Source organism: Pseudomonas sp. NPDC087639, assembly GCF_044743385.1.
Classification (GTDB): Bacteria; Pseudomonadota; Gammaproteobacteria; order Pseudomonadales; family Pseudomonadaceae; genus Aquipseudomonas.
This window is the reverse complement of sequence record NZ_JBIUWI010000002.1, coordinates 73294-94617: the sequence shown is the minus strand read 5'-3', so window position 1 is coordinate 94617 and position 21324 is coordinate 73294. Positions and strand designations below refer to the sequence as shown.

Below are 21324 nucleotides of genomic sequence, written 5' to 3'. Positions count from 1 at the left end.
AATGAATACCGAAGGACTCACTGAAGTTGCAGTAAAAGAAGCTCAGCCGGTGGTGGAACAAATCACCGAAACTCCGCCGGAGCTGGAGCCTGCACCACCTGCGCCGGTCACCGAACCCGCTGCGGCGGTGCCGGCGATTGCGATTCCAGGCCTGGATGACAGCAGCCTGTACATCCACCGTGAGCTCTCGCAACTGCAGTTCAACATCCGCGTGCTGGAACAGGCGCTGGACGAGTCCTATCCGTTGCTGGAGCGGCTGAAGTTCCTGCTGATCTTCTCCAGCAACCTCGACGAATTCTTCGAAATCCGCGTTGCCGGCCTGAAAAAGCAAATCACCTTTGCCCGTGAACAGGCCGGTGCCGATGGTCTGCAACCGCATCAAGCGCTGGCGCGGATCAGCGAACTGGTCCACGGTCACGTTGATCGCCAGTACGCGATCCTCAACGACATCCTGCTGCCAGAGCTGGAAAAGCATCAGGTGCGCTTCATCCGTCGCCGCAACTGGACGACCAAGCTCAAGACCTGGGTTCGTCGTTATTTCCGCGACGAGATCGCGCCGATCATCACCCCGATCGGCCTCGACCCGACGCACCCGTTCCCGTTGCTGGTGAACAAGAGCCTGAACTTCATCGTTGAACTCGAAGGTATCGACGCCTTCGGTCGCGACTCCGGTCTGGCGATCATCCCGGCACCGCGCCTGCTGCCGCGCATCATCAAGGTGCCGGAAGAAGTCGGCGGCGCTGGCGACAACTATGTGTTCCTGTCGTCGATGATCCACGCCCACGCCGATGACCTGTTCCAAGGCATGAAGGTCAAGGGCTGCTACCAGTTCCGTCTGACCCGAAACGCCGACCTGGCGCTCGATTCCGAAGACGTCGAAGACTTGGCCCGCGCTCTGCGTGGCGAGTTGTTCTCGCGTCGCTACGGTGATGCGGTGCGTCTGGAAGTCGCCGACACCTGCCCGAAACACCTCTCGGACTATCTGCTCAAGCAGTTCAACCTCAGCGAGACCGAGCTGTATCAGGTCAACGGCCCGGTCAACTTGACGCGACTGTTCAGCATCACCGGCCTGGACAGCCATCCGGAGCTGCAATACACGCCGTTCACCCCGCAGATCCCGAAACTGCTGCAAAACAGCGAGAACATTTTCAGCGTGGTGAGCAAGCAGGATATTTTGCTGCTGCACCCGTTCGAGTCGTTCACCCCGGTGGTCGATCTGCTGCGTCAAGCCGCGAAAGACCCGCATGTTCTGGCCGTGCGCCAGACGCTGTATCGCTCCGGCGCCAACTCGGAAATCGTCGATGCGCTGGTGGATGCCGCGCGTAACGGCAAGGAAGTGACGGCGGTCATCGAGCTGCGGGCGCGCTTCGACGAAGAGTCCAACCTGCAACTGGCCAGCCGTCTGCAAGCGGCCGGGGCAGTGGTGATCTACGGCGTGGTCGGCTTCAAGACCCACGCCAAGATGATGCTTATTCTGCGTCGCGAACAGGGCGAGATCGTGCGTTACGCGCACCTCGGCACCGGTAACTACCACGCCGGCAACGCCAAGCTCTACACCGACTACAGCCTGCTGACCTCCGACGACGCCTTGTGCGAAGACGTCGGCAAACTGTTCAGTCAGTTGATCGGCATGGGCAAGACGCTGCGCATGAAGAAGCTGTTGCATGCGCCGTTCACCCTGAAGAAGGGCATGCTCGACATGATTGCCCGCGAAACCCAGTTCGCCGTCGAAGGCAAACCGGCGCACATCATCGCCAAGTTCAACTCGCTGACCGATCCGAAGATCATCCGCGCGCTGTACAAGGCCAGCCAATCCGGCGTGCGTATCGATCTGGTGGTGCGTGGCATGTGCTGCCTGCGGCCGGGCATTGCCGGGGTTTCGCACAACATTCATGTGCGCTCGATCATTGGTCGATTCCTGGAACACACCCGAGTGTTCTATTTCCTCAACGGCGGCGAGGAGCAGATGTTCCTCTCCAGCGCCGACTGGATGGAGCGCAACCTCGACAAGCGCGTCGAGACTTGCTTCCCGGTGGAAGGCAAGAAGCTGCTGACCCGTGTGAAGAAGGAGCTGGAGCTGTACCTGACCGACAACACCCACAGCTGGAGCCTGCAATCGGATGGCCGTTACATCCGTAACACACCAACCGGTAATCAGAACCCGCGCAGTGCGCAGGCGACGTTGCTGGAGCGGTTGGGTAGCCCGATTTTGCCGGTGAGCAGCTGACCTTCAGCCCAATAAAAAAGGCGATCCCATGGGATCGCCTTTTTTGTACCTGCATGCAGTCATTCGTGGTGAGGGGATTTATCCCCGATGGGGCGCGAAGCGGCCCCGGTCTTTTTCGCCAAGAATGCTGGGACTGCTCCGCAGCCCATCGGGGATAAATCCCCTCGCCACAGGGTGATCAGTGAACGGTGAGGGCGATGCCAACCCGCATCAGCCAATCGGCTTCGAGGCCGAAATCCGCTTGAGTCAGCTGATTCTCATCCAGCCAATTCTCGGGGAACTCCACATCAAGGTTGTCGCCCTTGGCATGCAGCACCACTTGCGGCATCGCCTGGGTGCCGCGGATGTGGTGGAACAGGATCGCAAAGCGCAGCAGTACGCACAGGCGGATCAGCTTGTCGCCGTCTTCGCCAAAATCGGCGAATTTGTCCTTGGGAATATTGCGGCGATGGCCGCGAACCAGCAGGGCGAGCATTTGCTGGTCTTCGCGTGAGAACCCGGCCAGATCCGAGTGTTCGATCAGGTAGGCGCCGTGCTTGTGGTAGTGATAGTGGGCGATGTCGAGGCCGACTTCGTGCACTTTCGCCGCCCAGCCCAGCAGTTCGCGCCAGATACCGTCATCCAGTTCCCAGTCCACGGCCACCTGATCGAAGGCGTGCAGGGCTTTGCGTTCAACCCGCGCCGCTTGTTCCAGGTCGACGTGGTAGCGCTCCATTAGCGAGGTCAGGGTGCGTTCGCGCACGTCTTCATGGTGATGGCGACCCAGCAGGTCGTAGAGCACGCCTTCTCGCAGGGCGCCTTCGCAGTGATCCATGCGTTGCAGTTCGAGCGCGTCGAAAATCGCTTCGAGAATCGCCAGACCGGCCGGGAAGATTGCCCGACGGTCGGGCTTGATGCCGTCGAAGTCGATTTTGTCGACATCGCCGAGCTTGAACAGTCGACGCTTGAGCCACGCAAGGCCTTCAGCATTCACTTCACCTGTGCCATGCCCGCCGGCCTTCAGCGCCAGACCGATGGCGCGGATGGTGCCCGAGGAGCCGATGGCTTCATCCCAGGTCAGGCGATGCAGGGCGTGTTCGATGCTCATGATCTCCAGCCGCGCCGCCGTGTACGCCTGAGCATAACGGGCCGGGGTGATCTTGCCGTCCTTGAAGTAGCGCTGGGTGAAGCTGACGCAGCCCATTTGCAGGCTTTCGCGCAGCAGTGGTTCGAAGCGCTGACCGATGATGAACTCGGTACTGCCGCCGCCGATGTCGGCGACCAGACGTTTGCCAGGGGTGTCGGCGAGGGTATGCGAAACGCCGAGATAAATCAGGCGCGCTTCTTCACGGCCGGAGATGACTTCCACCGGATGGCCGAGGATTTCTTCGGCGCGATGGATGAATTCGAGGCGGTTGCGCGCTTCGCGCAGGGCGTTGGTGCCGACGATGCGCACGGCGCCCAGCGGCATACCGTTGATCAGTTGGGCAAAACGCTTGAGGCAATCGAGGCCACGTTGCATCGATTCTTCGTTGAGCTTGCGCTCATCGTCGATGCCGGCGGCCAGTTGAACCTTCTCGCCGAGGCGCTCGAGAATACGGATCTCGCCGTTCTGGGCCTTGGCCACGACCATGTGAAAGCTGTTCGAGCCCAGGTCGATTGCGGCGATCAGGGACAGATTCTTGGCTTGGGATTGCGGCATGGTCAGGGGGTCTCGGTCGATAACCCCGACATCGTGCCACGATCAAACGCTGGCGCCAACGCGCAGAGCTCAAAGCCTTGATCCAGAGCACCCGGGCTGCATTCCCACGCGGAGCGTGGGAATGATCGTTAACCGGCGGCTTCAACGGTCCCAATAAAATTCGCCAGCTCCGGCGTCTGCGGATTGGCAAACAACACCTTCGGGTCCCCCACCTCATGCACCTTGCCGTGATGCATGAACACCAACTTATCCCCCACCTCGCGGGCAAAACGCATTTCGTGGGTGACCATGATCAGCGTCATGCCCTCCCTGGCCAATTGACGAACCACGCTGAGAACCTCGTTGACCAGTTCCGGGTCCAGCGCCGAGGTGATCTCGTCGCACAGCAGCACTTTCGGTGACATCGCCAAAGCCCGGGCAATCGCCACCCGTTGCTGCTGCCCGCCGGACAGCCGATCCGGAAAGGCATCAAACTTCTCGCCCAGCCCCACACGCTCAAGCATCTTGCGCGCCAGCTCCGCCGCCTTGGCCTTCGGTACTTTCTGCACCACTTGCGGCGCGAGCATCACGTTTTCGCCAACCGTCAGGTGCGGGAACAGGTTGAACTGCTGGAACACCATGCCGACCTTCTGCCGCAAGCTGCGCAAGTCGGCGCGTGCGGCGTCGAGGTATTCGCCGTCGACTTCTATCACCCCGTCGTTGATCGACTCCAGACCATTGAGGGTGCGCAGCAGGGTCGATTTGCCCGAGCCACTGCGGCCGATGATCGCCACCACCTGGCCTTCTTCGACGCTGAGGTCGATGCCTTTGAGTACGTGGTGATCGCCGTAGTATTTATGCAGGGCGGAAATTCTAAGCAGAGGCATGCAGTCTCCTTTCCAGGTAGCGCGCACTGAGGGACAAGGGGTAGCAGAGCAGGAAGTAGCCGAGGGCGACGAGGCCATAGACCATGAACGGTTCAAACGTGGCATTGGCGAGCATGCCGCCGGTCTTGGTCAGCTCGGTGAAGCCGATGATCGAGGTCACAGCGGTGCCTTTGACCACTTGCACCGAGAAGCCCACGGTTGGCGCCACGGCGATGCGCAGGGCCTGTGGCAGGATGACGTAGCGCAATTGCTCCAGCGGATTGAGCGCCAGACTCGACGAAGCTTCCCACTGACCGTTGGGAATCGCCTCGACGCAGCCGCGCCAGATCTCTGCCAGATAAGCGCTGGTAAACAACGTCAGCGCAATCGCTGCCGCCATCCACGGCGAGATTTCGATCCCGGCCAGCGCCACGCCGAAGAACACCAGAAACAGTTGCATCAGCAGCGGCGTACCCTGGAACAGCTCGATCCAGGTGCGCGCGATGCTGCTCGGCAGGGCGTTTTTCGAGATGCGCATGATCAGGATCAGCAGCCCGACCAGCCCTCCGCCGATAAACGCCACCAGCGACAATGCCAGTGTCCATTGCAGGCCGATCAGCAGGTTGCGCAGGATGTCCCAGAACGTGAAGTCGCTCATTGGCTGCTCCTGGAGATGTAGCGGCGACCGAGCCAGTTGAGCAGTTGGCGGATCAGTAGCGCCATGCACAGGTAGATCAGTGTGGTCAGCGCATAGGTTTCAAAGGCGCGGAAGTTGCGCGACTGAATGAAGTTGGCAGCAAAGCTCAACTCTTCGGTGGCGATCTGCGAGCACACCGCCGAGCCGAGCATGACGATGATGATCTGGCTGCTCAGGGCCGGCCAGACCTTGCCCAGCGCCGGCAGCAGCACCACGTGGCGGAACGCCTCGAAGCGACTCATTGCCAGCGCTGCTGCGGCTTCCAGTTGTCCTTTGGGAATCGCCTGGATGCCGGCGCGGATGATCTCGGTCGAATACGCGCCGAGGTTGATCACCATCGCCAGCACCGCCGCCTGCCACTCGGAAATCTGCACGCCGAGCGACGGCAGACCGAAGAAGATAAAGAACAATTGCACCAGAAACGGCGTGTTGCGGATCAACTCGACGTAGACGCCGAAGATCGCCGAGAACGGGCGAATGTTCCACGCCCGCACCAGCGCCCCGACGATGCCCACGCCCACCCCGAGCACCGCACCGATGGCCGTCAGCTCAAGGGTGAACAGCGCCCCGCGCAACAGCAGGTCGGTGTTCTGCACCACCGGCATGAAATCGAACTGATAAGCCATGAAGGTCTCCCGCGCAGTCGATCAGAGATCGGCCGGCAGCGGCTCTTTCAGCCAGGTCTGTGAGTTCTTTTCCAGCGCGCCGTCAGCCTTGGCGGTGGTCAGGATGTCGTTGACCTTGGCCAGCAGCGCCGCTTCGTTCTTGTTTACGCCGACATAGACCGGCGAGTCCTTGAGCTTCACTTTCAGGGCCGGCACACGCTTCGGGTTCTTCTCGCTGATCGCAACCATGACCACGTTACCGCTGGCGATCAGATCGACTTGGCCGGCGAGGTAGGCGGCGATGGTCGAGTTGTTGTCTTCGAAGCGCTTGATGGTCACGCCTTCGGGGGCGACTTTGCTCAATTCGATGTCTTCGATGGCGCCACGGGTGACGCTGATGGTTTTGCCCTTGAGGTCTTCGAGGGTGGTGATCGCAGCGTCTGGTGGGCCGAACACGGCGAGGTAGAACGGTGCGTAGGCGCGGGAGAAATCGATGACTTTCTCGCGCTCAGGGTTCTTGCCGAGGCTGGAAATCACCAGGTCGACCTTGCCGGTGGTCAGAAACGGAATACGGTTGGTGCTGTTGACCGGGGTCAGTTCGAGTTTGACCTTCAATTGATCGGCCAACAGTTTTGCCGTGTCGATGTCCAGGCCGCGGGGTTTCATGTCCGGGCCGACCGAACCGAACGGCGGGAAGTCCTGAGGCACGGCGACTTTCAACGTGCCGCGTTTGACCACGTCGTCCAGACCGTCGGCGTGGGCGGGGGCTTGGCACAACAGCAGGCCGGCAAACAGGGAAGCGAGGAGGGCGCTGTAACGCTGGGTCATGGACAATCTCCGGATCGACGGGAAGTGATTTCTGCGATCGGACAGAGCATGGGCCGTGCCAATACGTGGGGTTGCCTCGGCAGGCCACGGTTTCAGCGGTTTTGCTCGGTCTTACTGGTCTGAACAGTCAGGTTGTTTTTCGCACTGCGATGGCGCATCGGCCGAAATCGCCGAACCCCGCTGGGGCACGACTTGCCGGACTCGGCGAATAGCTTTACAACTAGCCGCACATTGGCCTGGCGCGTCTGAAAAACCATGAACTCGATCTCCCGCGCGGTACCCGAAGTGGCACTGCAAGCGATCCGCAAACTGATCACCGAACAAGGTTTCGGCGCGGGCGATGCCTTGCCGTCGCAACGGGATCTGGCGTTGCAGTTGGGCGTCAGTCGGGCCTCGCTGCGTGAAGCGTTGTCGTCGTTGAGTGCGCTCGGCGTGATAAGCATTCAGCCGGGCAAGGGTGTTTTCGTGCAGTCGCCGGTGGAATTGTCGCGCGGTGAGAGCGCGCCGGGCTGGTCGTTCGCAGCGCAGGCGTCGCCGCTGGATATCTTTCAATTGCGCTACGCGCTGGAGGGCTTTGCGGCGGGGCTGGCGGCAGTAACGTTGAGCACGTTTGATCTGGATGCGCTGGAAGACAACGTCGCGGCCATGCGCGAGCAACTGAAGGCCGGCGACTTCGAGGCGGCGGCGAAGCTGGATTTCGAATTCCACCGGCGAATCCTGCTGGCCAGCGGCAATCAGGCGATGCTCAGCATCCTTACCGCCAGCGCGGAAATCTTTCTGGAAAGCCAGAAACTACCGTTCATCCGCGCCGAGCGCGCCATGGAAACCTGGCAGGAACACCGCAAGATCCTTCGTGCTTTGGCCCGTCGAGCCTCCGGTGCCGCGCAAAAAGCCATGCAGGAACACGTGCGCAACGCTGCGTTGCGCACCGGAATCGCCTTCATCGCCCCCGCCACGGCGTGACTTGAGCTATACCCAAACTCATAGGGCACCATAGCAAGACTCAATCATCTGCGGCTTCCTGAACGGGGGAAGGGCGGATATGATGGGCCACGTTTTTTTGCTTACAACCTGGAGAATTCCATGAGCAGCGATCTTATCAAACACGTTAGCGACGCTAGTTTCGAAGCCGACGTACTCAAGGCCGAAGGCGCTGTACTGGTCGACTACTGGGCTGAATGGTGCGGCCCTTGCAAAATGATCGCTCCGGTTCTGGACGAGATTGCCGAGACTTACAAAGGCAAGCTGACCGTTGCCAAACTGAACATCGACGAGAACCAGGAAACCCCGGCCAAGCACGGCGTGCGTGGTATCCCTACTCTGATGCTGTTCAAGAACGGCAACGTTGAAGCGACCAAAGTCGGCGCCCTGTCGAAGTCGCAACTGGCGGCTTTCCTCGACGCCAACATCTAAGCGTCGCAGTAAAGTGCCTGAAAAAAAGCCCCGCAACCAGCGGGGCTTTTTGCGTATTCAGGGCTAGACGCTCCGAAATTCAGGTGGTACATTCGGCCCCGCACTGGTTTCTCCATTGCCCCCTGCTAGCCGTCGCCGACGCACTCCTTTTCGAATTAGTTCGCGATCCTGTCGCCTTCTCCGCGGCGCGGCCTCATTAAGCCAAAAGCTTAATTTCCCCCCCCTCCATAAATGATTACGTCATTCCTATATGAATCTGACTGAACTCAAGCAAAAGCCGATTACCGAACTGCTCGAATTGGCCGAACAGATGGGCATAGAAAATATGGCCCGTTCGCGCAAGCAGGACGTGATTTTCTCCCTGCTGAAAAAGCACGCTAAAAGCGGCGAGGAAATCTCCGGTGATGGCGTGCTGGAGATTCTCCAGGACGGCTTCGGCTTCCTGCGCTCCGCTGACGCTTCCTACCTGGCCGGCCCGGACGATATCTACGTCTCGCCAAGCCAGATCCGCCGTTTCAACTTGCGCACCGGTGACACCATCGTTGGCAAGATTCGCCCTCCGAAGGAAGGCGAGCGGTATTTCGCCCTGCTCAAGGTCGACACGATCAACTTCGATCGTCCCGAGAACGCGAAAAACAAGATTCTCTTCGAGAATCTGACCCCGCTGTTCCCGACCGTGCGCATGAAGATGGAAGCCGGCAACGGTTCCACCGAAGACTTGACCGGTCGTGTGATCGACCTGTGCGCCCCGATCGGCAAAGGCCAGCGTGGTCTGATCGTTGCACCGCCGAAAGCCGGTAAAACGATCATGCTGCAGAACATCGCAGCGAACATCGCCCGTAACAATCCTGAAGTTCACCTGATCGTTCTGCTGATCGACGAACGTCCGGAAGAAGTGACCGAAATGCAGCGCACCGTGCGCGGCGAAGTGGTTGCCTCGACCTTCGACGAGCCGCCGACCCGTCACGTACAGGTTGCCGAAATGGTGATCGAGAAGGCCAAACGCCTGGTCGAACACAAGAAAGACGTGGTGATCCTGCTCGACTCCATCACTCGTCTGGCCCGTGCCTACAACACTGTGATCCCGAGCTCCGGCAAGGTACTGACCGGTGGTGTCGATGCTCACGCCCTGGAGAAACCAAAGCGTTTCTTCGGTGCTGCGCGAAACATCGAAGAAGGCGGCTCGCTGACCATCATCGCCACCGCGCTGGTTGAAACCGGCTCGAAGATGGACGAAGTGATCTACGAAGAGTTCAAGGGTACCGGCAACATGGAGCTGCCTCTGGATCGCAAGATCGCCGAGAAGCGTGTGTTCCCTGCGATCAACATCAACCGTTCCGGCACCCGCCGCGAAGAGTTGCTGACCGCCGATGACGAACTGCAGCGCATGTGGATCCTGCGCAAGCTGCTGCACCCGATGGACGAAGTGGCGGCCATCGAGTTCCTGATCGACAAGCTGAAGACGACCAAGACCAACGATGAGTTCTTCTTGTCGATGAAGCGCAAGTAATACGAAAGCTGTTTAAAAAGAGCGCTCCCGAAAGGGGGCGTTTTTTTTTGCGCCGGATTATTTGTATCTGGCTTGAAATGGACGCTGCTGATAACTTTCGCGCTTTCAGGGACTTTGTATCCAAAAGAAGAAAGGTTTTTCATACATACGTTTGGCAATCGCCGTGATATCGACGGATTACGGGCATTGGCGGTTATCCCCGTCGTACTGTTTCATTTCGGCTTCAATACATTCAGTGGCGGTTTTGTCGGGGTTGACGTCTTTTTCGTCATTTCCGGCTTCCTGCCCGGGAGTGGAACGCCGGGCAGTCGAAATGCATGCACTTGAGCACAGACAAGGCGCTGACCAAGTCATGTCTGGTGGGCGGCGATCCGGAGAGTGGGGCGACAAAGTTGTTCTGGGGCGACAGCCACGCCGCCGCATTGTTGCCGGCCATCGAAGGCAACGCCGGTCGTAATGTCCAGCCGGCGTGGCTGTACAGCTTGACGGGTTGCCCGCCGATTATCGATGACAAGCTGCGCCAGCAGTGCAAAGACTTCAATAAGCGCAATATGGAACGCGTCATCAGCCTGGGAATCAAGGACGTGGTGCTGGCAGCGAACTGGAGCCTTTACGTTTATGGTCGTGAAGACGGCGACCTGCAGTTCCTGCTTGATCGCAAAGACAATCCACGCCCGACTGAGCCCGTTGTTTGCGCCGTTGCTGTTGGGTGCTAGTCAAAATTGAGCGATGCCAGGCTCTGACGGGCTGCTGTTTGCCCGTCAGAGCAGGTAGGATGTACGCCTATTTTGAGGGTGCCATCGTCAATGAAATTCAAGGATCTTCGGGATTTCGTGCAGCAACTTGAGCAGCGCGGAGAGTTGAAACGCATCCAGATTCCCGTCTCGCCGGTGCTGGAGATGACTGAGGTGTGCGACCGCACACTGCGGGCCAAGGGCCCGGCGCTGCTGTTCGAGAAGCCGACGGGCTACGACATCCCGGTGCTCGGCAACCTGTTCGGCACCCCCGAGCGGGTGGCCATGGGCATGGGCGCCGAGTCGGTCAGCGAACTGCGCGAAATCGGCAAGCTGCTGGCCTTCCTCAAGGAGCCGGAGCCGCCGAAGGGCTTGAAAGACGCGTGGTCGAAACTGCCGATCTTCCGCAAGATCATCTCGATGGCGCCGAAAGTCGTCAAAGACGCGGTGTGCCAGGAAGTGGTCATCGAAGGTGACGACGTCGATCTGGCCATGCTGCCGGTGCAGACCTGCTGGCCCGGCGACGTCGGCCCGCTGATCACCTGGGGCCTGACCGTCACCAAAGGTCCGAACAAAGAGCGGCAGAACCTCGGCATTTACCGTCAGCAAGTGATCGGCCGCAACAAGGTGATCATGCGCTGGCTCAGCCATCGTGGCGGCGCGCTGGATTACCGCGAGTGGTGCGAGAAGCACCCGGGCCAGCCGTTCCCGGTGTCCGTGGCCCTTGGCGCCGATCCGGCGACCATCCTTGGCGCTGTGACGCCAGTGCCGGACAGCCTTTCTGAATACGCTTTCGCCGGTCTCTTGCGCGGCAACCGCACCGAACTGGTCAAGTGCCGTGGCAATGACCTGCAAGTGCCGGCCACTGCCGAGATCATCCTCGAAGGCGTGATCCACCCGGGCGAAATGGCCGATGAAGGCCCTTACGGCGATCACACCGGTTACTACAACGAAGTTGACAGCTTCCCGGTGTTTACCGTCGAGCGCATTACCCACCGGATCAAGCCGATCTACCACAGCACCTACACCGGCCGTCCGCCGGATGAGCCGGCGATATTGGGCGTGGCGCTGAACGAAGTGTTCGTGCCGATTCTGCAGAAGCAGTTCCCGGAAATCACCGACTTCTACCTGCCGCCGGAAGGCTGCTCGTATCGCATGGCCATCGTGACCATGAAAAAGTCTTATCCGGGACATGCGAAGCGCGTGATGCTGGGTGTCTGGTCGTTTTTGCGACAGTTCATGTACACCAAGTTCGTTATTGTCTGTGACGACGATATCAACGCTCGGGACTGGAACGATGTGATCTGGGCCATCACCACGCGCATGGACCCCAAGCGCGACACGGTGATGATCGATAACACGCCGATCGACTACCTCGACTTCGCCTCGCCGATTTCCGGCCTGGGTTCGAAAATGGGCCTGGATGCCACCCACAAGTGGCCGGGCGAAACCACTCGCGAGTGGGGCCGCGTGATCGTCAAGGACGACGCCGTCACCCAACGGATCGATGCCATCTGGAATCAGTTAGGAATAGATTGATGCGTGTAACCCTGCAGCCCTCCGGAGCGGTGCTTGAGATACAGCCCGGTGAGCGAATTCTCGATGGTGCACGGCGCCTGGGCTACGACTGCCCGCAAAGCTGTCGCAACGGCAATTGCCACGTGTGTGCGGCGCTGCTGGTGGAAGGCCGGGTCGAACAGGCTGGCAAGGTGCATGACCATGGCGAGTTCTACACTTGCATAGCCGAGCCGCTGGAAGACTGCATCCTGCTGTGGGATGGCGTGCTCGCGTTGGGAGAACTGCCGGTGCACAGCCTGTCGTGTCAGGTCATCGAATGCCGGGACGTGGGTGGCGACACCTGGCGTGTGCGCCTGCGAGCCCCGGCCGGTAAACCTCCGCGCTATCACGCCGGGCAGTATTTGATGATCGAGCGCGAGAGCGGCGAGAAGTCGGCGTTCTCCATGGCCTCGGCCCCGCACGGTGGACGTGACCTGGAAATCCACGTGCTGGCGCGCGAAGCCAGTGCGCTGAGCCTGATCGAGCAGCTGCAACGCAACGCGATGGTGCGCGTCGAGCTGCCGTTCGGCGATACCCACCTTGCCGAATTGCCCGACGGGCCACTGGTGCTGATTGCCGCCGGCACCGGCATGGGCCAGATTCACAGCCTGATCGAGCACTGCCGCGCTGCGGGCTTCAAACACCCGGTGCATCTGTATTGGGGTGTGCGCCGTCCGGAAGACTTCTATGACATCGAACATTGGGACGAGTGGCTGAAGCTGCCCAATCTGTTCCTGCACAAAGTCGTCAGCGACCAATGCGGCTGGGAAGGGCGTTGCGGGATGCTGCACGAGGCGGTCTGCGAAGACTTCCCGGATCTCAAACCTCTGCACGTCTACGCCAGCGGCTCGCCGGCCATGGTCTACGGCACGTTGGACGCGCTGGTGGAAGCGGGGATGGATGCTCATCAAATGCGCGCCGACGTGTTCGCCTACGCACCTCGCTCTTGAGCCGCGTGGCTGATTCTTTATAACTCCCTATATAGCCGATCGGTATTTATGCAATGGCGTAAATATCGGTAGGTTATATATCCATCAGGCAATTAATTAAGAACTGTGCCATGGCACTTAAATTGCCTTAAAACATATGTGCCTTATTGTTACAGCGGTGCGTTCTATTAAGTAATTCTTTACCCGCGGGGAGCTGAACGCTATTCGCCATGAGCGCCATTGAAAACGCTTTTCTGAATTTGAATTACCCTCCGCGGCTCGATCTTGGGCCGCAGCTGACGCACGAACAACTTCTCGCCTCGATGCAATCGACAATGGCGCGCCATAAGGGCGGGCCGGTGTGGCTGTTCGCCTACGGTTCGCTGATCTGGCGCCCGGAGTGCTCAGCGGTGGAGCGAGTACGTGGACGCGTGCATGGCTACCATCGCGGTTTGTACCTGTGGTCGCACGAGCACCGGGGTACGCCGGAAATGCCGGGGCTGGTGTTTGGTCTGGATCGTGGCGGCTCGTGCAGCGGCTTCGCCTACCGGTTGCCGGAAGACAATCTCGATAGCGCGCTGTATGCCCTGTGGAAACGCGAGATGCCGGTGCCGTCGTATCGGCCACACTGGCTCAACTGCCGGCTCGAAGATGGCACTCAGGTGCAGGCGTTGGGATTTGTTCTGGAGCGACACCTGCCCAGCTATGCCGGCAACTTGCCGGATCATGTGCTGAGCCAGGTGTTCGAAAGCGCAAGAGGGCGTTACGGCACCACTCGCGATTATGTCGAGCAGACCGCCCACGCCCTGCGCAGCCACGCCATGCCAGACCGGAATCTGGAGGCGCGGCTCAAACGCTGTCAGTCACAAGCCGATCAGGCGACGGCTTCGCGGCTCTGACTGGCGACTTGCTTGTGCCATAGCGTCGGGGCAAGGAAGGCCATCGCCAACAGGCAAGCACCCACCAGCAGGACGAAACCGCCGTCCCAGCCGAAATGGTCGACGGTGTAGCCCATGGCTGCACTGGCCGCCACCGAACCACCTAAGTAACCAAACAAGCCGGTGAAGCCCGCAGCGGTGCCGGCGGCTTTTTTCGGTGCCAGTTCCAGCGCTTGCAGGCCGATCAGCATCACCGGGCCGTAGATCAGGAAGCCGATCGAGAACAGCGCGATCATGTCGACGGTCGGGTTGCCGGCCGGGTTCAGCCAGTAAACCAGCGTCGCAACAGTCACCAGCGCCATGAACACCATGCCGGTCAGGCCACGGTTGCCACGGAAGATCTTGTCCGACATCCAGCCGCACAGCAGCGTGCCCGGAATACCTGCCCACTCGTAGAAGAAATAGGCCCACGAGGTTTTATCCACGGTGAAACCCTTGGCTTCCTTGAGGTAGGTCGGCGCCCAGTCCAGCACGCCGTAGCGCAGCAGGTAGACGAAGACGTTGGCCATGGCGATGTACCAGAGCATTTTGTTGCGCAGCACGTATTTGACGAAGATTTCCTTGGCGCTGAATTCGTCTTCGTGGCTGGCGTCGTAGCCTTCCGGATAGTCGTTTTTGTACTTCTCGATCGGCGGCAGGCCGACCGATTGCGGGGTGTCGCGCATGGTGATGAAGGCAAACACCGCCACACCCAGCGCCACCGCTGCCGGTACGTAGAATGCCGCGTGCCAGTCGTTGAACAGGCCCATGCCGAGCAGGAACAGCGGGCCGATCAGGCCGCCGCCGACGTTATGCGCCACGTTCCACACCGAAACCACACCGCCACGTTCCTTCTGCGACCACCAATGCACCATGGTGCGTCCGCTCGGCGGCCAGCCCATGCCTTGGGCCCAGCCGTTGATGAACAGCAGGATGAACATCATGGTCACGCTGGACGTCGCCCAAGGCGCGAAACCGAAAACGAACATCACCCCGGCCGATACCAACAGGCCGAACGGCAGGAAGTAACGCGGGTTGGAACGGTCGGAGACCAGGCCCATGAGGAATTTCGACAAGCCATACGCGATGGCAATGGCCGACATCGCCAGCCCCAGATCACCGCGGCTGTAGCCTTCGTCGATCAGGTACGGCATGGCCAGGGAGAAGTTTTTGCGCAGCAGGTAATAACCCGCGTAGCCAATGAAAATGCCGGCGAAGATCTGTCAACGCAGGCGTCGGTACGTGCTGTCTATTTTTTCTTCAGGCAATGGAGCCTGATGTGCGGCAGGACGAAAGAAAGCAAACATTCAAGAGCTCCAGATTTCTTGTTTTGACTGCGGATGCGAATGTTACAGTTTCGTTACCGAAAATAGCACCGGTTCGCATCGACCAAACAGCGGAAAATGTTGGAACTCGCATGTTCCTTTACGAACCTGTCGCTCAGCTGTAAGAACAGGGCGTTTTTGAAGCGGTCGACGATGGCTGTCATAGACTCGTGATCAGTCACTCCGACTGAGTCAACCGAGATAAATAATGGACTTGAAGGTTCGCATGTTGCTGCCGCGATTGTTGGTGGCAGTAGCCCTTACCGTTTCTGTTCTGGCATTGAGTTTCGCGCAAGATTCTGCTGCACCGGGGCTGCGCAATGTCACGGTGCTGATCGTCCGGCATGCGGAAAAACCCGATGTCGGCAGGGAGCTCAATGCCCGCGGTGAACAGCGCGCCGCCGCCTATTCCGACTACTTCAATCCGCTGAAACTGGCTGGCGAGGCACTCACGCCCCAGCGCCTCATTGCTACCGCCGACAGCCCGGAAAGCATCCGCCCTCGTCAGACGCTGATCCCTCTGTCACAACGTCTGCAATTGCCGATCGAACAGCCATTTGCCAATAGCAAGGTCGATAAGCTGGTGAGTCTGTTGCGCGAGAGCAATCAGGCCAAGACAGTGCTGATTGCCTGGCACCATGGGCACATCAACAAACTCATCGCAGCTTTCGGCGGTGATGGCCCGGCACTGATCGGCCAAGCGAAATGGCCAGTGGATACCTATGACTGGCTCATCGTGCTGCGCTTCGATGACAAGGGACAACTGATGCAGTCCCGCAGTCAGAAGATTCAGGAACACCTGCTGCCGGGGGATGTTGGCTCCACCAGCGGAGGCTAAATGTCCGTCAGAAAAATTACCTGCTAACGGCCGCGAGGCGTTTTTGCCCGTTTTACCGTATGGGTTTAGGAAATGTCCTGCGCATAAAGGCGAAGCAGCGCCATTCAGTTAAAAACCATTGCTCCGTAACCTTTGAGCTGTTGCCTGGAAGGGCATTTCAGTAGTGAAGGGGCGGGATCATGCGATGGATTTTTGCTTTGTGTTTGTTGGTGGTTGCCGGTTTTGCGCAGGCTTCAGAGGTGTTGTTGATACCCGAAAACAATCCCGTACCGATTTATCCAAAAGCACTGTCTAGGGCGGGCGTTACGGGTGAGGTGAAGGTCCGTTTCATCGTCAGGGCGGATGGCTCGGTCAACGAGATCGCCATTGTGCAAAGTGATCACCCCGATATGGCCGAAGCGGTCAGGGTCGCGGTAGCACAGTGGCGTTTCAAGCCTTGGGCGGTTGATGCGGGCAAGCCCGCTGAAAAGACACTCATCGCACCGATGGTTTTCCGGCTTGATCTGGACCAGCCGATTCATGTCAACCAGCAGCTGAAGGCGCTGAGATGCCGTGCGATTAACGAAAACCTTGCAAACATTGACGAGTATTCGTGGATCGATTCGCCGGTGTTTGCGCAGACTCGCGCTTATCTTTCGAATGTATTCCACAAGAAACAACTACCGGATGAGCAGCGTCTGGCGATGATCGCCAAGATGAACAAGCGCGTGCCCGCGATTGTGCGGGGCTGTCGGGACAGTCCGACACGTAAATACATGAGCCTGTTGCCGGTGGAAATTCGGGAGTTGCTTTGATCTCGGGTCTGCGCATCTAAAGAGAGGCCAGAACTACCGCGCGGACAGTTCTGGCTTTTTTAAAAAGAAAACTCAGCGCACCTGCACCACGACCTTGCCCACAGCTTTGCGCTGTCCAAGATCATTGATCGCCTGCGCCGCATTACTCAGCGGGTACACCTGCGACACCAGCGGTTTCAGCTTGCCTTCGGCGAACCAGCCGAACAGCTGCTGGAAGTTGGCCGCGTTGTCCTGCGGCTGACGCTGGGCGAACGAGCCCCAGAACACGCCGACCACCGCTGCGCCCTTGAGCAGGGCGAGGTTGACCGGCAGTTCGGGAATGCGCCCGCTGGCGAAACCGACCACCAGCAGTCGGCCGTTCCAGGCGATGGCACGGACGGCCTGGTCAAACAGGTCGCCACCAACCGGGTCATAGATCACATCGGCGCCCTGGCCATCGGTGAGGCGTTTGATTTCGTCCTTGAGATTGGTTTCGCTGTAGTTGATCAGCTCATCGGCGCCGGCGGCCTTGGCCACGGCGAGTTTTTCCGCGCTGCTGGCGGCGGCGATGACCCGTGCGCCCATGGCTTTGCCGATTTCCACCGCCGCCAGGCCGACGCCGCCGGAAGCGCCGAGCACCAGCAGGGTTTCGCCCGGTTGCAGGTTGCCGCGCTGCTTGAGCGCATGCATCGAGGTGCCGTAGGTCATGCTGAAAGCGGCGGCGGTGTTGAAGTCCATCGATGGCGGAATCGGCAGCACGTTGTAGCCGGGCACTGCGACCTGTTCGGCGAAACTGCCCCAACCGGTCAGCGCCATGACCCGGTCGCCGACTTTCAGATGGCTGACCTTTTCACCCACAGCGCTGACCACGCCGGCCGCTTCACCACCCGGAGAAAACGGGAAGGGCGGCTTGAACTGGTATTTGCCCTCGATGATCAGCGTGTCCGGGAAGTTGACCCCGGCGGCGTGCACGTCCAGCAGGATTTCGTTCTTCTTGGCGACAGGACTGGCGACGTCTTCCAGCACCAGCGATTCGGCAGGGCCGAAGAAGCCAAAGAAGGCGAGGCGCCGAAGGTCAACTACATCACCCTGAGCCCGCCGTTCGTGGGCAATTACGGGTTGGACGGCACGCCGAAACTGAAGGTCTACAAGGCCGACGTGGCGCTGCGCGTGACTGGCGAAGAGGCGACCAAACTGGTCAAGGCCAACGAGCCGCTGATCCGCAATCAGCTGGTGGCGCTGTTCACCCAGCAGAGCACTGAGGCGATGGGCAGCATCGAGGGCAAGGAAAAGCTGCGTCAGGAAGCGCTGAAGCAGACTCAGCAAGTGATGAATGACGAGACCGGCAAACCGGTGGTCGAGGATCTGTTGTTCAACAACCTGATCATTCAGTAATACAAATTCTGAAAGTCAAAAGATCGCAGCCTTCGTCAGCGCCTACATTGGAATGCGTTCCCCTGTAGGCGCTGACGAAGGCTGCGATCTTTTTTGTGGCCGTTACCGCAATCCCAGCACCGCCGCCCACTGCTCCGCCGTCACCGGCATCACCGACAGCCGCGAACCCTTCTGCACCAGCGGCATTTGCGCCAACGCCGTCTGCTGCTTCAGGTAATCGAGCTTCAATACCCGCCCAAACGTCTCGACATGCGCCACATCGATCGCACTCCAGGCGTTTTTCTCGGGGGTAGCCTTCGGGTCGAAGTAGTGGCTTTCCGGTTCCAGTGCGGTGGGATCCGGGTACGCCGCTTCGATTATTTTTCCAATCCCGGCAATCCCCGGCTCCGGGCAGCTGGAATGATAGAAAAAGAACTCATCGCCAACCGCCATCGTCCGCAGGAAATTGCGCGCCTGATAGTTGCGAACCCCGTCCCAGCGCGCTTTACCGAGTTTTTCCAAACCTTTGATCGAGAGTTCGTCCGGCTCGGATTTCATCAGCCAATAGGCCATGGTCTTTGCTCCTGAAGCGTTCTTTGGGCAAGTTGTCGGGCAATTTTATGACAAACCGACAGTCGGTTGACGTCAGCGTTTGCGCGCAGGTTCACGTTGTCGCAAAATGCCGGCCTTTAAAGCTTGACGCTGCTGCACGGCCTACGAACGGAAACCGCTGCTGTCATCGTGATGATGTGCCTTGAGGGGGGCAATCGATGAAACGCAAACCGGATTTGCTATGGACTTTGGTTATTTTGTTCGGCTTGGGCGTCGTGACCACCGGTTATGCGCAGAGCCTGTGGTCCAACAAGACCGACGCGCCGATTGAAGTGGCGCAACAGGTTCAACAGTCGACAGCCTTCAAGCGCTGAAACTGCTCTCCAGACGCCGCTGTACCCTGCGGCGTCTATCCCGCGAAATACCACGCCTTGTCAGTGACCGTGCCTTGTAACGGCACATCCCAGCTCGCCTGCGCCAGTCGTTCGACCTTCTGACATTCATGGGCCAGGCCCAATAGCGTCGGCTTGCGCCAGTTCTTGCGCCGCGCCAGATACGCCAGGCTACGATCATAGAAACCGCCGCCCATCCCCAGCCGTCCGCCGACGTCGTCAAATCCCACCAGCGGCAACAACACCAGATCCAGCGTCCAGATCTTGCGCTGGCGAGCCAGATTGGCGCGAGGCTCGAGAATGCGGAAACGGTTGGGTTTGAGTTTTTCGCCTGGATGGATGCGCTGAAAGACCATTTTGGTTCGCGGCCAGGCGCTGAGCACCGGCAGATACGTGGCCTTGCCCCGACGCTGCGCTTCACGCAGCAGCAAGCGCGGATCGATTTCACCGTCGGTAGGCAGGTACAGGGAGATATGTTTGGCCCGACGAAAGTGCGGGTCTTGCGCCAATTGCCGAAACAGCCCTTTGGCGGCCTGACGTTGTTCACCGGGAGTCAGTGAGCGGCGCGCCTTGCGCAGCAGGCGGCGGAGTTGCGGGCGGGGCAGCAGCGAGGGTTCGGTCATGGTTCGGCTTCGGCAGGGTGGGTGCAAAAACGTACGCATAAAAAATCCGATGTCGGCATTCACCGACATCGGATTCGAATCAGGCTCCCCGGATGAACCGCTGTCAACTTAGCCCTTGAACCCGAAAGTTCAAGGTGGAAGATGCAGTAGACTTTAAGGCTTTCCGTCTGGCGGACATGCACACCAGCCCAACGTGCAACTTCCAGGGTAGTGCGAATCGGCTCAGGGACATCGTCAACTGGCAAGCACCCCAGGGAGTGCCGCGAGTATACCTCAAGCGGTCTGGCGAATCAGCCCTTGCTGATGTCCGGATCGTCGGCGAGGACCAGATCGACACGATCAAGCAAGTCGCGCACCTGTTCACGGGTCGAGCCGCTGGCCTGGATGTCCGGACGCTCTTCTTTGTGCAAGAGGTCGTGGGTGATGTTCAGCGCGGCCATCACGGCGATGCGGTCGGCACCGATGACTTTGCCGCTGCTGCGGATCTCGCGCATCTTGCCGTCCAGGTAGCGCGCGGCACTGACCAGGTTGCTGCGCTCTTCCTGCGGGCAGATGATCGAATATTCTTTGTCGAGGATCTGCACGGTAACGCTATTGCTTGAACTCATGAGTCTTGCTCCAGGGCCTTGAGGCGCGAAATCATCGATTCGACCTTACGCCGGGCGATTTCGTTTTTTTCAATGAGGTGAGCGCGTTCCTCGCGCCAGGTCTTTTCCTGAGCTAGTAAGAGTGCGTTTTGACTCTTTAGTTGCTCGACTCGGCCAATCAGCAGCTCGAGTCTGGCCATCAGCGCTTGCAGGTCGTTGTCTTCCATTGGGTTCACTGTCTGATGGGTTAGCTGGCGGACAGCCTTTAATAGTCTTGGCGAGTCTGTCGATGTAGGATACAAGGCCTTCATTCTAGACATAGCGCCGTCTGGCGCCTAGCTGCCCATGACCATTGCGAATTCCCCGTACCAAGCCTTTGCCACCCTGCTGACCTCCAGCGGCCACAACGTCTCGCCTGCCGAACTGCATGGCCAGTTGCTCGGACGCAGTTGCGCCGGTGCCGGCTTCGATAACGAAGGCTGGCTGATCGACGCCGCCGAACTGCTCGAAGGCGACATCCAGGACAACGTCCGCAACGCCCTGATCGGCCTGCAAGAGATGGTCAAAGGCGAGCTGACCGGCGACGACGTCACTGTCGTCCTGCTGCTGCCAACCGATGACGCGCCTCTTGCTGACCGCGCCGCTGCACTGGGCGAATGGTGCCAGGGCTTCCTCAGCGGGTTCGGCCTGAACTGCCGCGACAGCAGCATGCTCAGCACCGAAGCTACCGAAGTGCTGCAGGATCTGGCAGCAATTTCCCAAGTGCAAGACGCCCTGGAAGAATCCGAAGACGGCGAAACCGACTACATGGAAGTCATGGAGTACCTGCGCGTCGCGCCGCTGCTGCTGTTCTCGGAAACCAAAAAAGCCGACGTGCCGCCAGCCGCCAAGCCGTCGCTGCATTAATCGCGAGCCAG

23 protein-coding genes, 1 other RNA gene and 2 pseudogenes are annotated in these 21324 nt (G+C 59.5%); 14 read left to right on the top strand and 12 right to left on the bottom strand.

The annotated features are described in order from the left end of the window. Window position 1: 1 nt before the first annotated feature. On the top strand, window positions 2-2227 hold the full coding sequence (gene ppk1 / locus ACIOVB_RS02470) for a polyphosphate kinase 1 (protein ID WP_187678223.1): 2226 nt from the start codon (window positions 2-4) through the stop codon (window positions 2225-2227). 178 nt (window positions 2228-2405) lie between these two features. On the opposite strand, the gene ppx is transcribed toward ppk1, so the two are convergent. The 5 genes from ppx to ACIOVB_RS02445 all read right to left on the bottom strand — a co-directional run bounded on the left by ppx (window position 2406) and on the right by ACIOVB_RS02445 (window position 6883). Then, window positions 2406-3908: an exopolyphosphatase gene (ppx, locus tag ACIOVB_RS02465; RefSeq protein WP_401264508.1), complete on the bottom strand. Its 1503-nt coding sequence runs from the start codon at window positions 3906-3908 to the stop codon at window positions 2406-2408. A gap of 128 nt (window positions 3909-4036) precedes the next feature. Beyond that, window positions 4037-4774 (bottom strand): amino acid ABC transporter ATP-binding protein, encoded by a 738-nt coding sequence (locus ACIOVB_RS02460; RefSeq protein ID WP_401264507.1) that lies wholly within the window; start codon window positions 4772-4774, stop codon window positions 4037-4039. Continuing rightward, window positions 4761-5411 (bottom strand): amino acid ABC transporter permease, encoded by a 651-nt coding sequence (locus tag ACIOVB_RS02455; RefSeq protein ID WP_187678220.1) that lies wholly within the window; start codon window positions 5409-5411, stop codon window positions 4761-4763. Before ACIOVB_RS02455 ends, ACIOVB_RS02460 begins: the two co-directional genes overlap by 14 nt. Next, window positions 5408-6076 (bottom strand): amino acid ABC transporter permease, encoded by a 669-nt coding sequence (locus ACIOVB_RS02450; RefSeq protein WP_187678219.1) that lies wholly within the window; start codon window positions 6074-6076, stop codon window positions 5408-5410. Before ACIOVB_RS02450 ends, ACIOVB_RS02455 begins: the two co-directional genes overlap by 4 nt. A 21-nt stretch (window positions 6077-6097) precedes the next feature. Next, entirely contained in the window at window positions 6098-6883 is a 786-nt protein-coding gene (locus ACIOVB_RS02445; protein ID WP_401264505.1) for a transporter substrate-binding domain-containing protein, read from the bottom strand. 255 nt (window positions 6884-7138) lie between these two features. Between ACIOVB_RS02445 and ACIOVB_RS02440 the strand changes: the two genes are divergently transcribed. The 8 genes and pseudogenes from ACIOVB_RS02440 (at window position 7139) to ACIOVB_RS02405 (ending at window position 13925) form a co-directional block, all read left to right on the top strand. Beyond that, the gene (locus ACIOVB_RS02440) at window positions 7139-7846 is read left to right on the top strand and encodes a FadR/GntR family transcriptional regulator (RefSeq protein WP_401264503.1); all 708 of its coding nucleotides are present in this window, start codon (window positions 7139-7141) and stop codon (window positions 7844-7846) included. 120 nt (window positions 7847-7966) lie between these two features. Next, on the top strand, window positions 7967-8296 hold the full coding sequence (gene trxA / locus ACIOVB_RS02435; protein ID WP_003206727.1) for a thioredoxin TrxA: 330 nt from the start codon (window positions 7967-7969) through the stop codon (window positions 8294-8296). A 250-nt stretch (window positions 8297-8546) separates the two neighbouring features. Continuing rightward, window positions 8547-9806: a transcription termination factor Rho gene (gene rho / locus ACIOVB_RS02430; RefSeq protein ID WP_042561678.1), complete on the top strand. Its 1260-nt coding sequence runs from the start codon at window positions 8547-8549 to the stop codon at window positions 9804-9806. Window positions 9807-9947: 141 nt separating this feature from the next. Next, window positions 9948-10091, top strand: a pseudogene (locus ACIOVB_RS02425) (acyltransferase family protein); the annotation flags it as partial. Window positions 10092-10123: 32 nt separating this feature from the next. Further along, complete coding sequence (locus tag ACIOVB_RS02420) at window positions 10124-10522, top strand: SGNH hydrolase domain-containing protein (RefSeq protein ID WP_401264501.1); 399 nt, start codon at window positions 10124-10126, stop codon at window positions 10520-10522. Between the two features lie 90 nt (window positions 10523-10612). Further along, entirely contained in the window at window positions 10613-12079 is a 1467-nt protein-coding gene (gene ubiD / locus ACIOVB_RS02415; RefSeq protein WP_187678215.1) for a 4-hydroxy-3-polyprenylbenzoate decarboxylase, read from the top strand. After that, entirely contained in the window at window positions 12079-13047 is a 969-nt protein-coding gene (locus tag ACIOVB_RS02410; protein ID WP_401264499.1) for a CDP-6-deoxy-delta-3,4-glucoseen reductase, read from the top strand. The genes ubiD and ACIOVB_RS02410 overlap by 1 nt, the downstream gene beginning before the upstream one ends. 209 nt (window positions 13048-13256) lie before the next feature. Continuing rightward, window positions 13257-13925, top strand: a complete 669-nt coding sequence (locus ACIOVB_RS02405; RefSeq protein WP_187678213.1) for a gamma-glutamylcyclotransferase — start codon at window positions 13257-13259, stop codon at window positions 13923-13925. Here the strand turns inward: ACIOVB_RS02405 and glpT are convergent. After that, window positions 13901-15250: pseudogene (glpT, locus tag ACIOVB_RS02400) on the bottom strand (glycerol-3-phosphate transporter). The gene ACIOVB_RS02405 and the pseudogene glpT overlap by 25 nt on opposite strands. A gap of 226 nt (window positions 15251-15476) precedes the next feature. Here glpT and ACIOVB_RS02395 point away from each other — a divergent pair. Beyond that, window positions 15477-16106, top strand: coding sequence for a flagellar basal body-associated protein FliL (locus ACIOVB_RS02395; RefSeq protein WP_401264497.1), 630 nt, complete (start codon window positions 15477-15479; stop codon window positions 16104-16106). A 179-nt stretch (window positions 16107-16285) separates the two neighbouring features. Continuing rightward, window positions 16286-16900, top strand: coding sequence for an energy transducer TonB (locus tag ACIOVB_RS02390; protein ID WP_401264495.1), 615 nt, complete (start codon window positions 16286-16288; stop codon window positions 16898-16900). Between the two features lie 72 nt (window positions 16901-16972). Here the strand turns inward: ACIOVB_RS02390 and ACIOVB_RS02385 are convergent, their stop codons facing one another. After that, window positions 16973-17908 (bottom strand): NADPH:quinone oxidoreductase family protein, encoded by a 936-nt coding sequence (locus tag ACIOVB_RS02385; RefSeq protein ID WP_401264628.1) that lies wholly within the window; start codon window positions 17906-17908, stop codon window positions 16973-16975. Here ACIOVB_RS02385 and ACIOVB_RS02380 point away from each other — a divergent pair. Further along, entirely contained in the window at window positions 17846-18274 is a 429-nt protein-coding gene (locus ACIOVB_RS02380) for a flagellar basal body-associated protein FliL (protein WP_401264625.1), read from the top strand. The two genes, ACIOVB_RS02385 and ACIOVB_RS02380, sit on opposite strands and share 63 nt — an antisense overlap. A 102-nt stretch (window positions 18275-18376) precedes the next feature. On the opposite strand, the gene ACIOVB_RS02375 is transcribed toward ACIOVB_RS02380, so the two are convergent. Next, window positions 18377-18826 (bottom strand): EVE domain-containing protein, encoded by a 450-nt coding sequence (locus tag ACIOVB_RS02375; protein WP_187678207.1) that lies wholly within the window; start codon window positions 18824-18826, stop codon window positions 18377-18379. A gap of 197 nt (window positions 18827-19023) precedes the next feature. Here ACIOVB_RS02375 and ACIOVB_RS02370 point away from each other — a divergent pair, with 197 nt between their 5' ends. Continuing rightward, window positions 19024-19179 (top strand): hypothetical protein, encoded by a 156-nt coding sequence (locus ACIOVB_RS02370; RefSeq protein WP_095186895.1) that lies wholly within the window; start codon window positions 19024-19026, stop codon window positions 19177-19179. A gap of 35 nt (window positions 19180-19214) precedes the next feature. On the opposite strand, the gene ACIOVB_RS02365 is transcribed toward ACIOVB_RS02370, so the two are convergent. From ACIOVB_RS02365 to ACIOVB_RS02350, 4 genes are all read right to left on the bottom strand, one after another. Further along, a complete protein-coding gene (locus ACIOVB_RS02365) occupies window positions 19215-19820 on the bottom strand; it encodes a 5-formyltetrahydrofolate cyclo-ligase (RefSeq protein ID WP_401264492.1) in 606 nt (201 codons plus the stop codon). An 81-nt stretch (window positions 19821-19901) separates the two neighbouring features. After that, a non-coding RNA gene (ssrS, locus tag ACIOVB_RS02360) (6S RNA) lies at window positions 19902-20080 on the bottom strand. Between the two features lie 30 nt (window positions 20081-20110). Beyond that, on the bottom strand, window positions 20111-20428 hold the full coding sequence (locus tag ACIOVB_RS02355) for a cell division protein ZapA (RefSeq protein ID WP_007967943.1): 318 nt from the start codon (window positions 20426-20428) through the stop codon (window positions 20111-20113). Beyond that, a complete protein-coding gene (locus ACIOVB_RS02350) occupies window positions 20425-20634 on the bottom strand; it encodes a TIGR02449 family protein (protein ID WP_016985919.1) in 210 nt (69 codons plus the stop codon). The genes ACIOVB_RS02355 and ACIOVB_RS02350 overlap by 4 nt, the downstream gene beginning before the upstream one ends. Window positions 20635-20752: 118 nt before the next feature. Here ACIOVB_RS02350 and ACIOVB_RS02345 point away from each other — a divergent pair, with 118 nt between their 5' ends. Further along, window positions 20753-21313: a YecA family protein gene (locus ACIOVB_RS02345; protein ID WP_187678204.1), complete on the top strand. Its 561-nt coding sequence runs from the start codon at window positions 20753-20755 to the stop codon at window positions 21311-21313. Window positions 21314-21324: the final 11 nt, after the last annotated feature.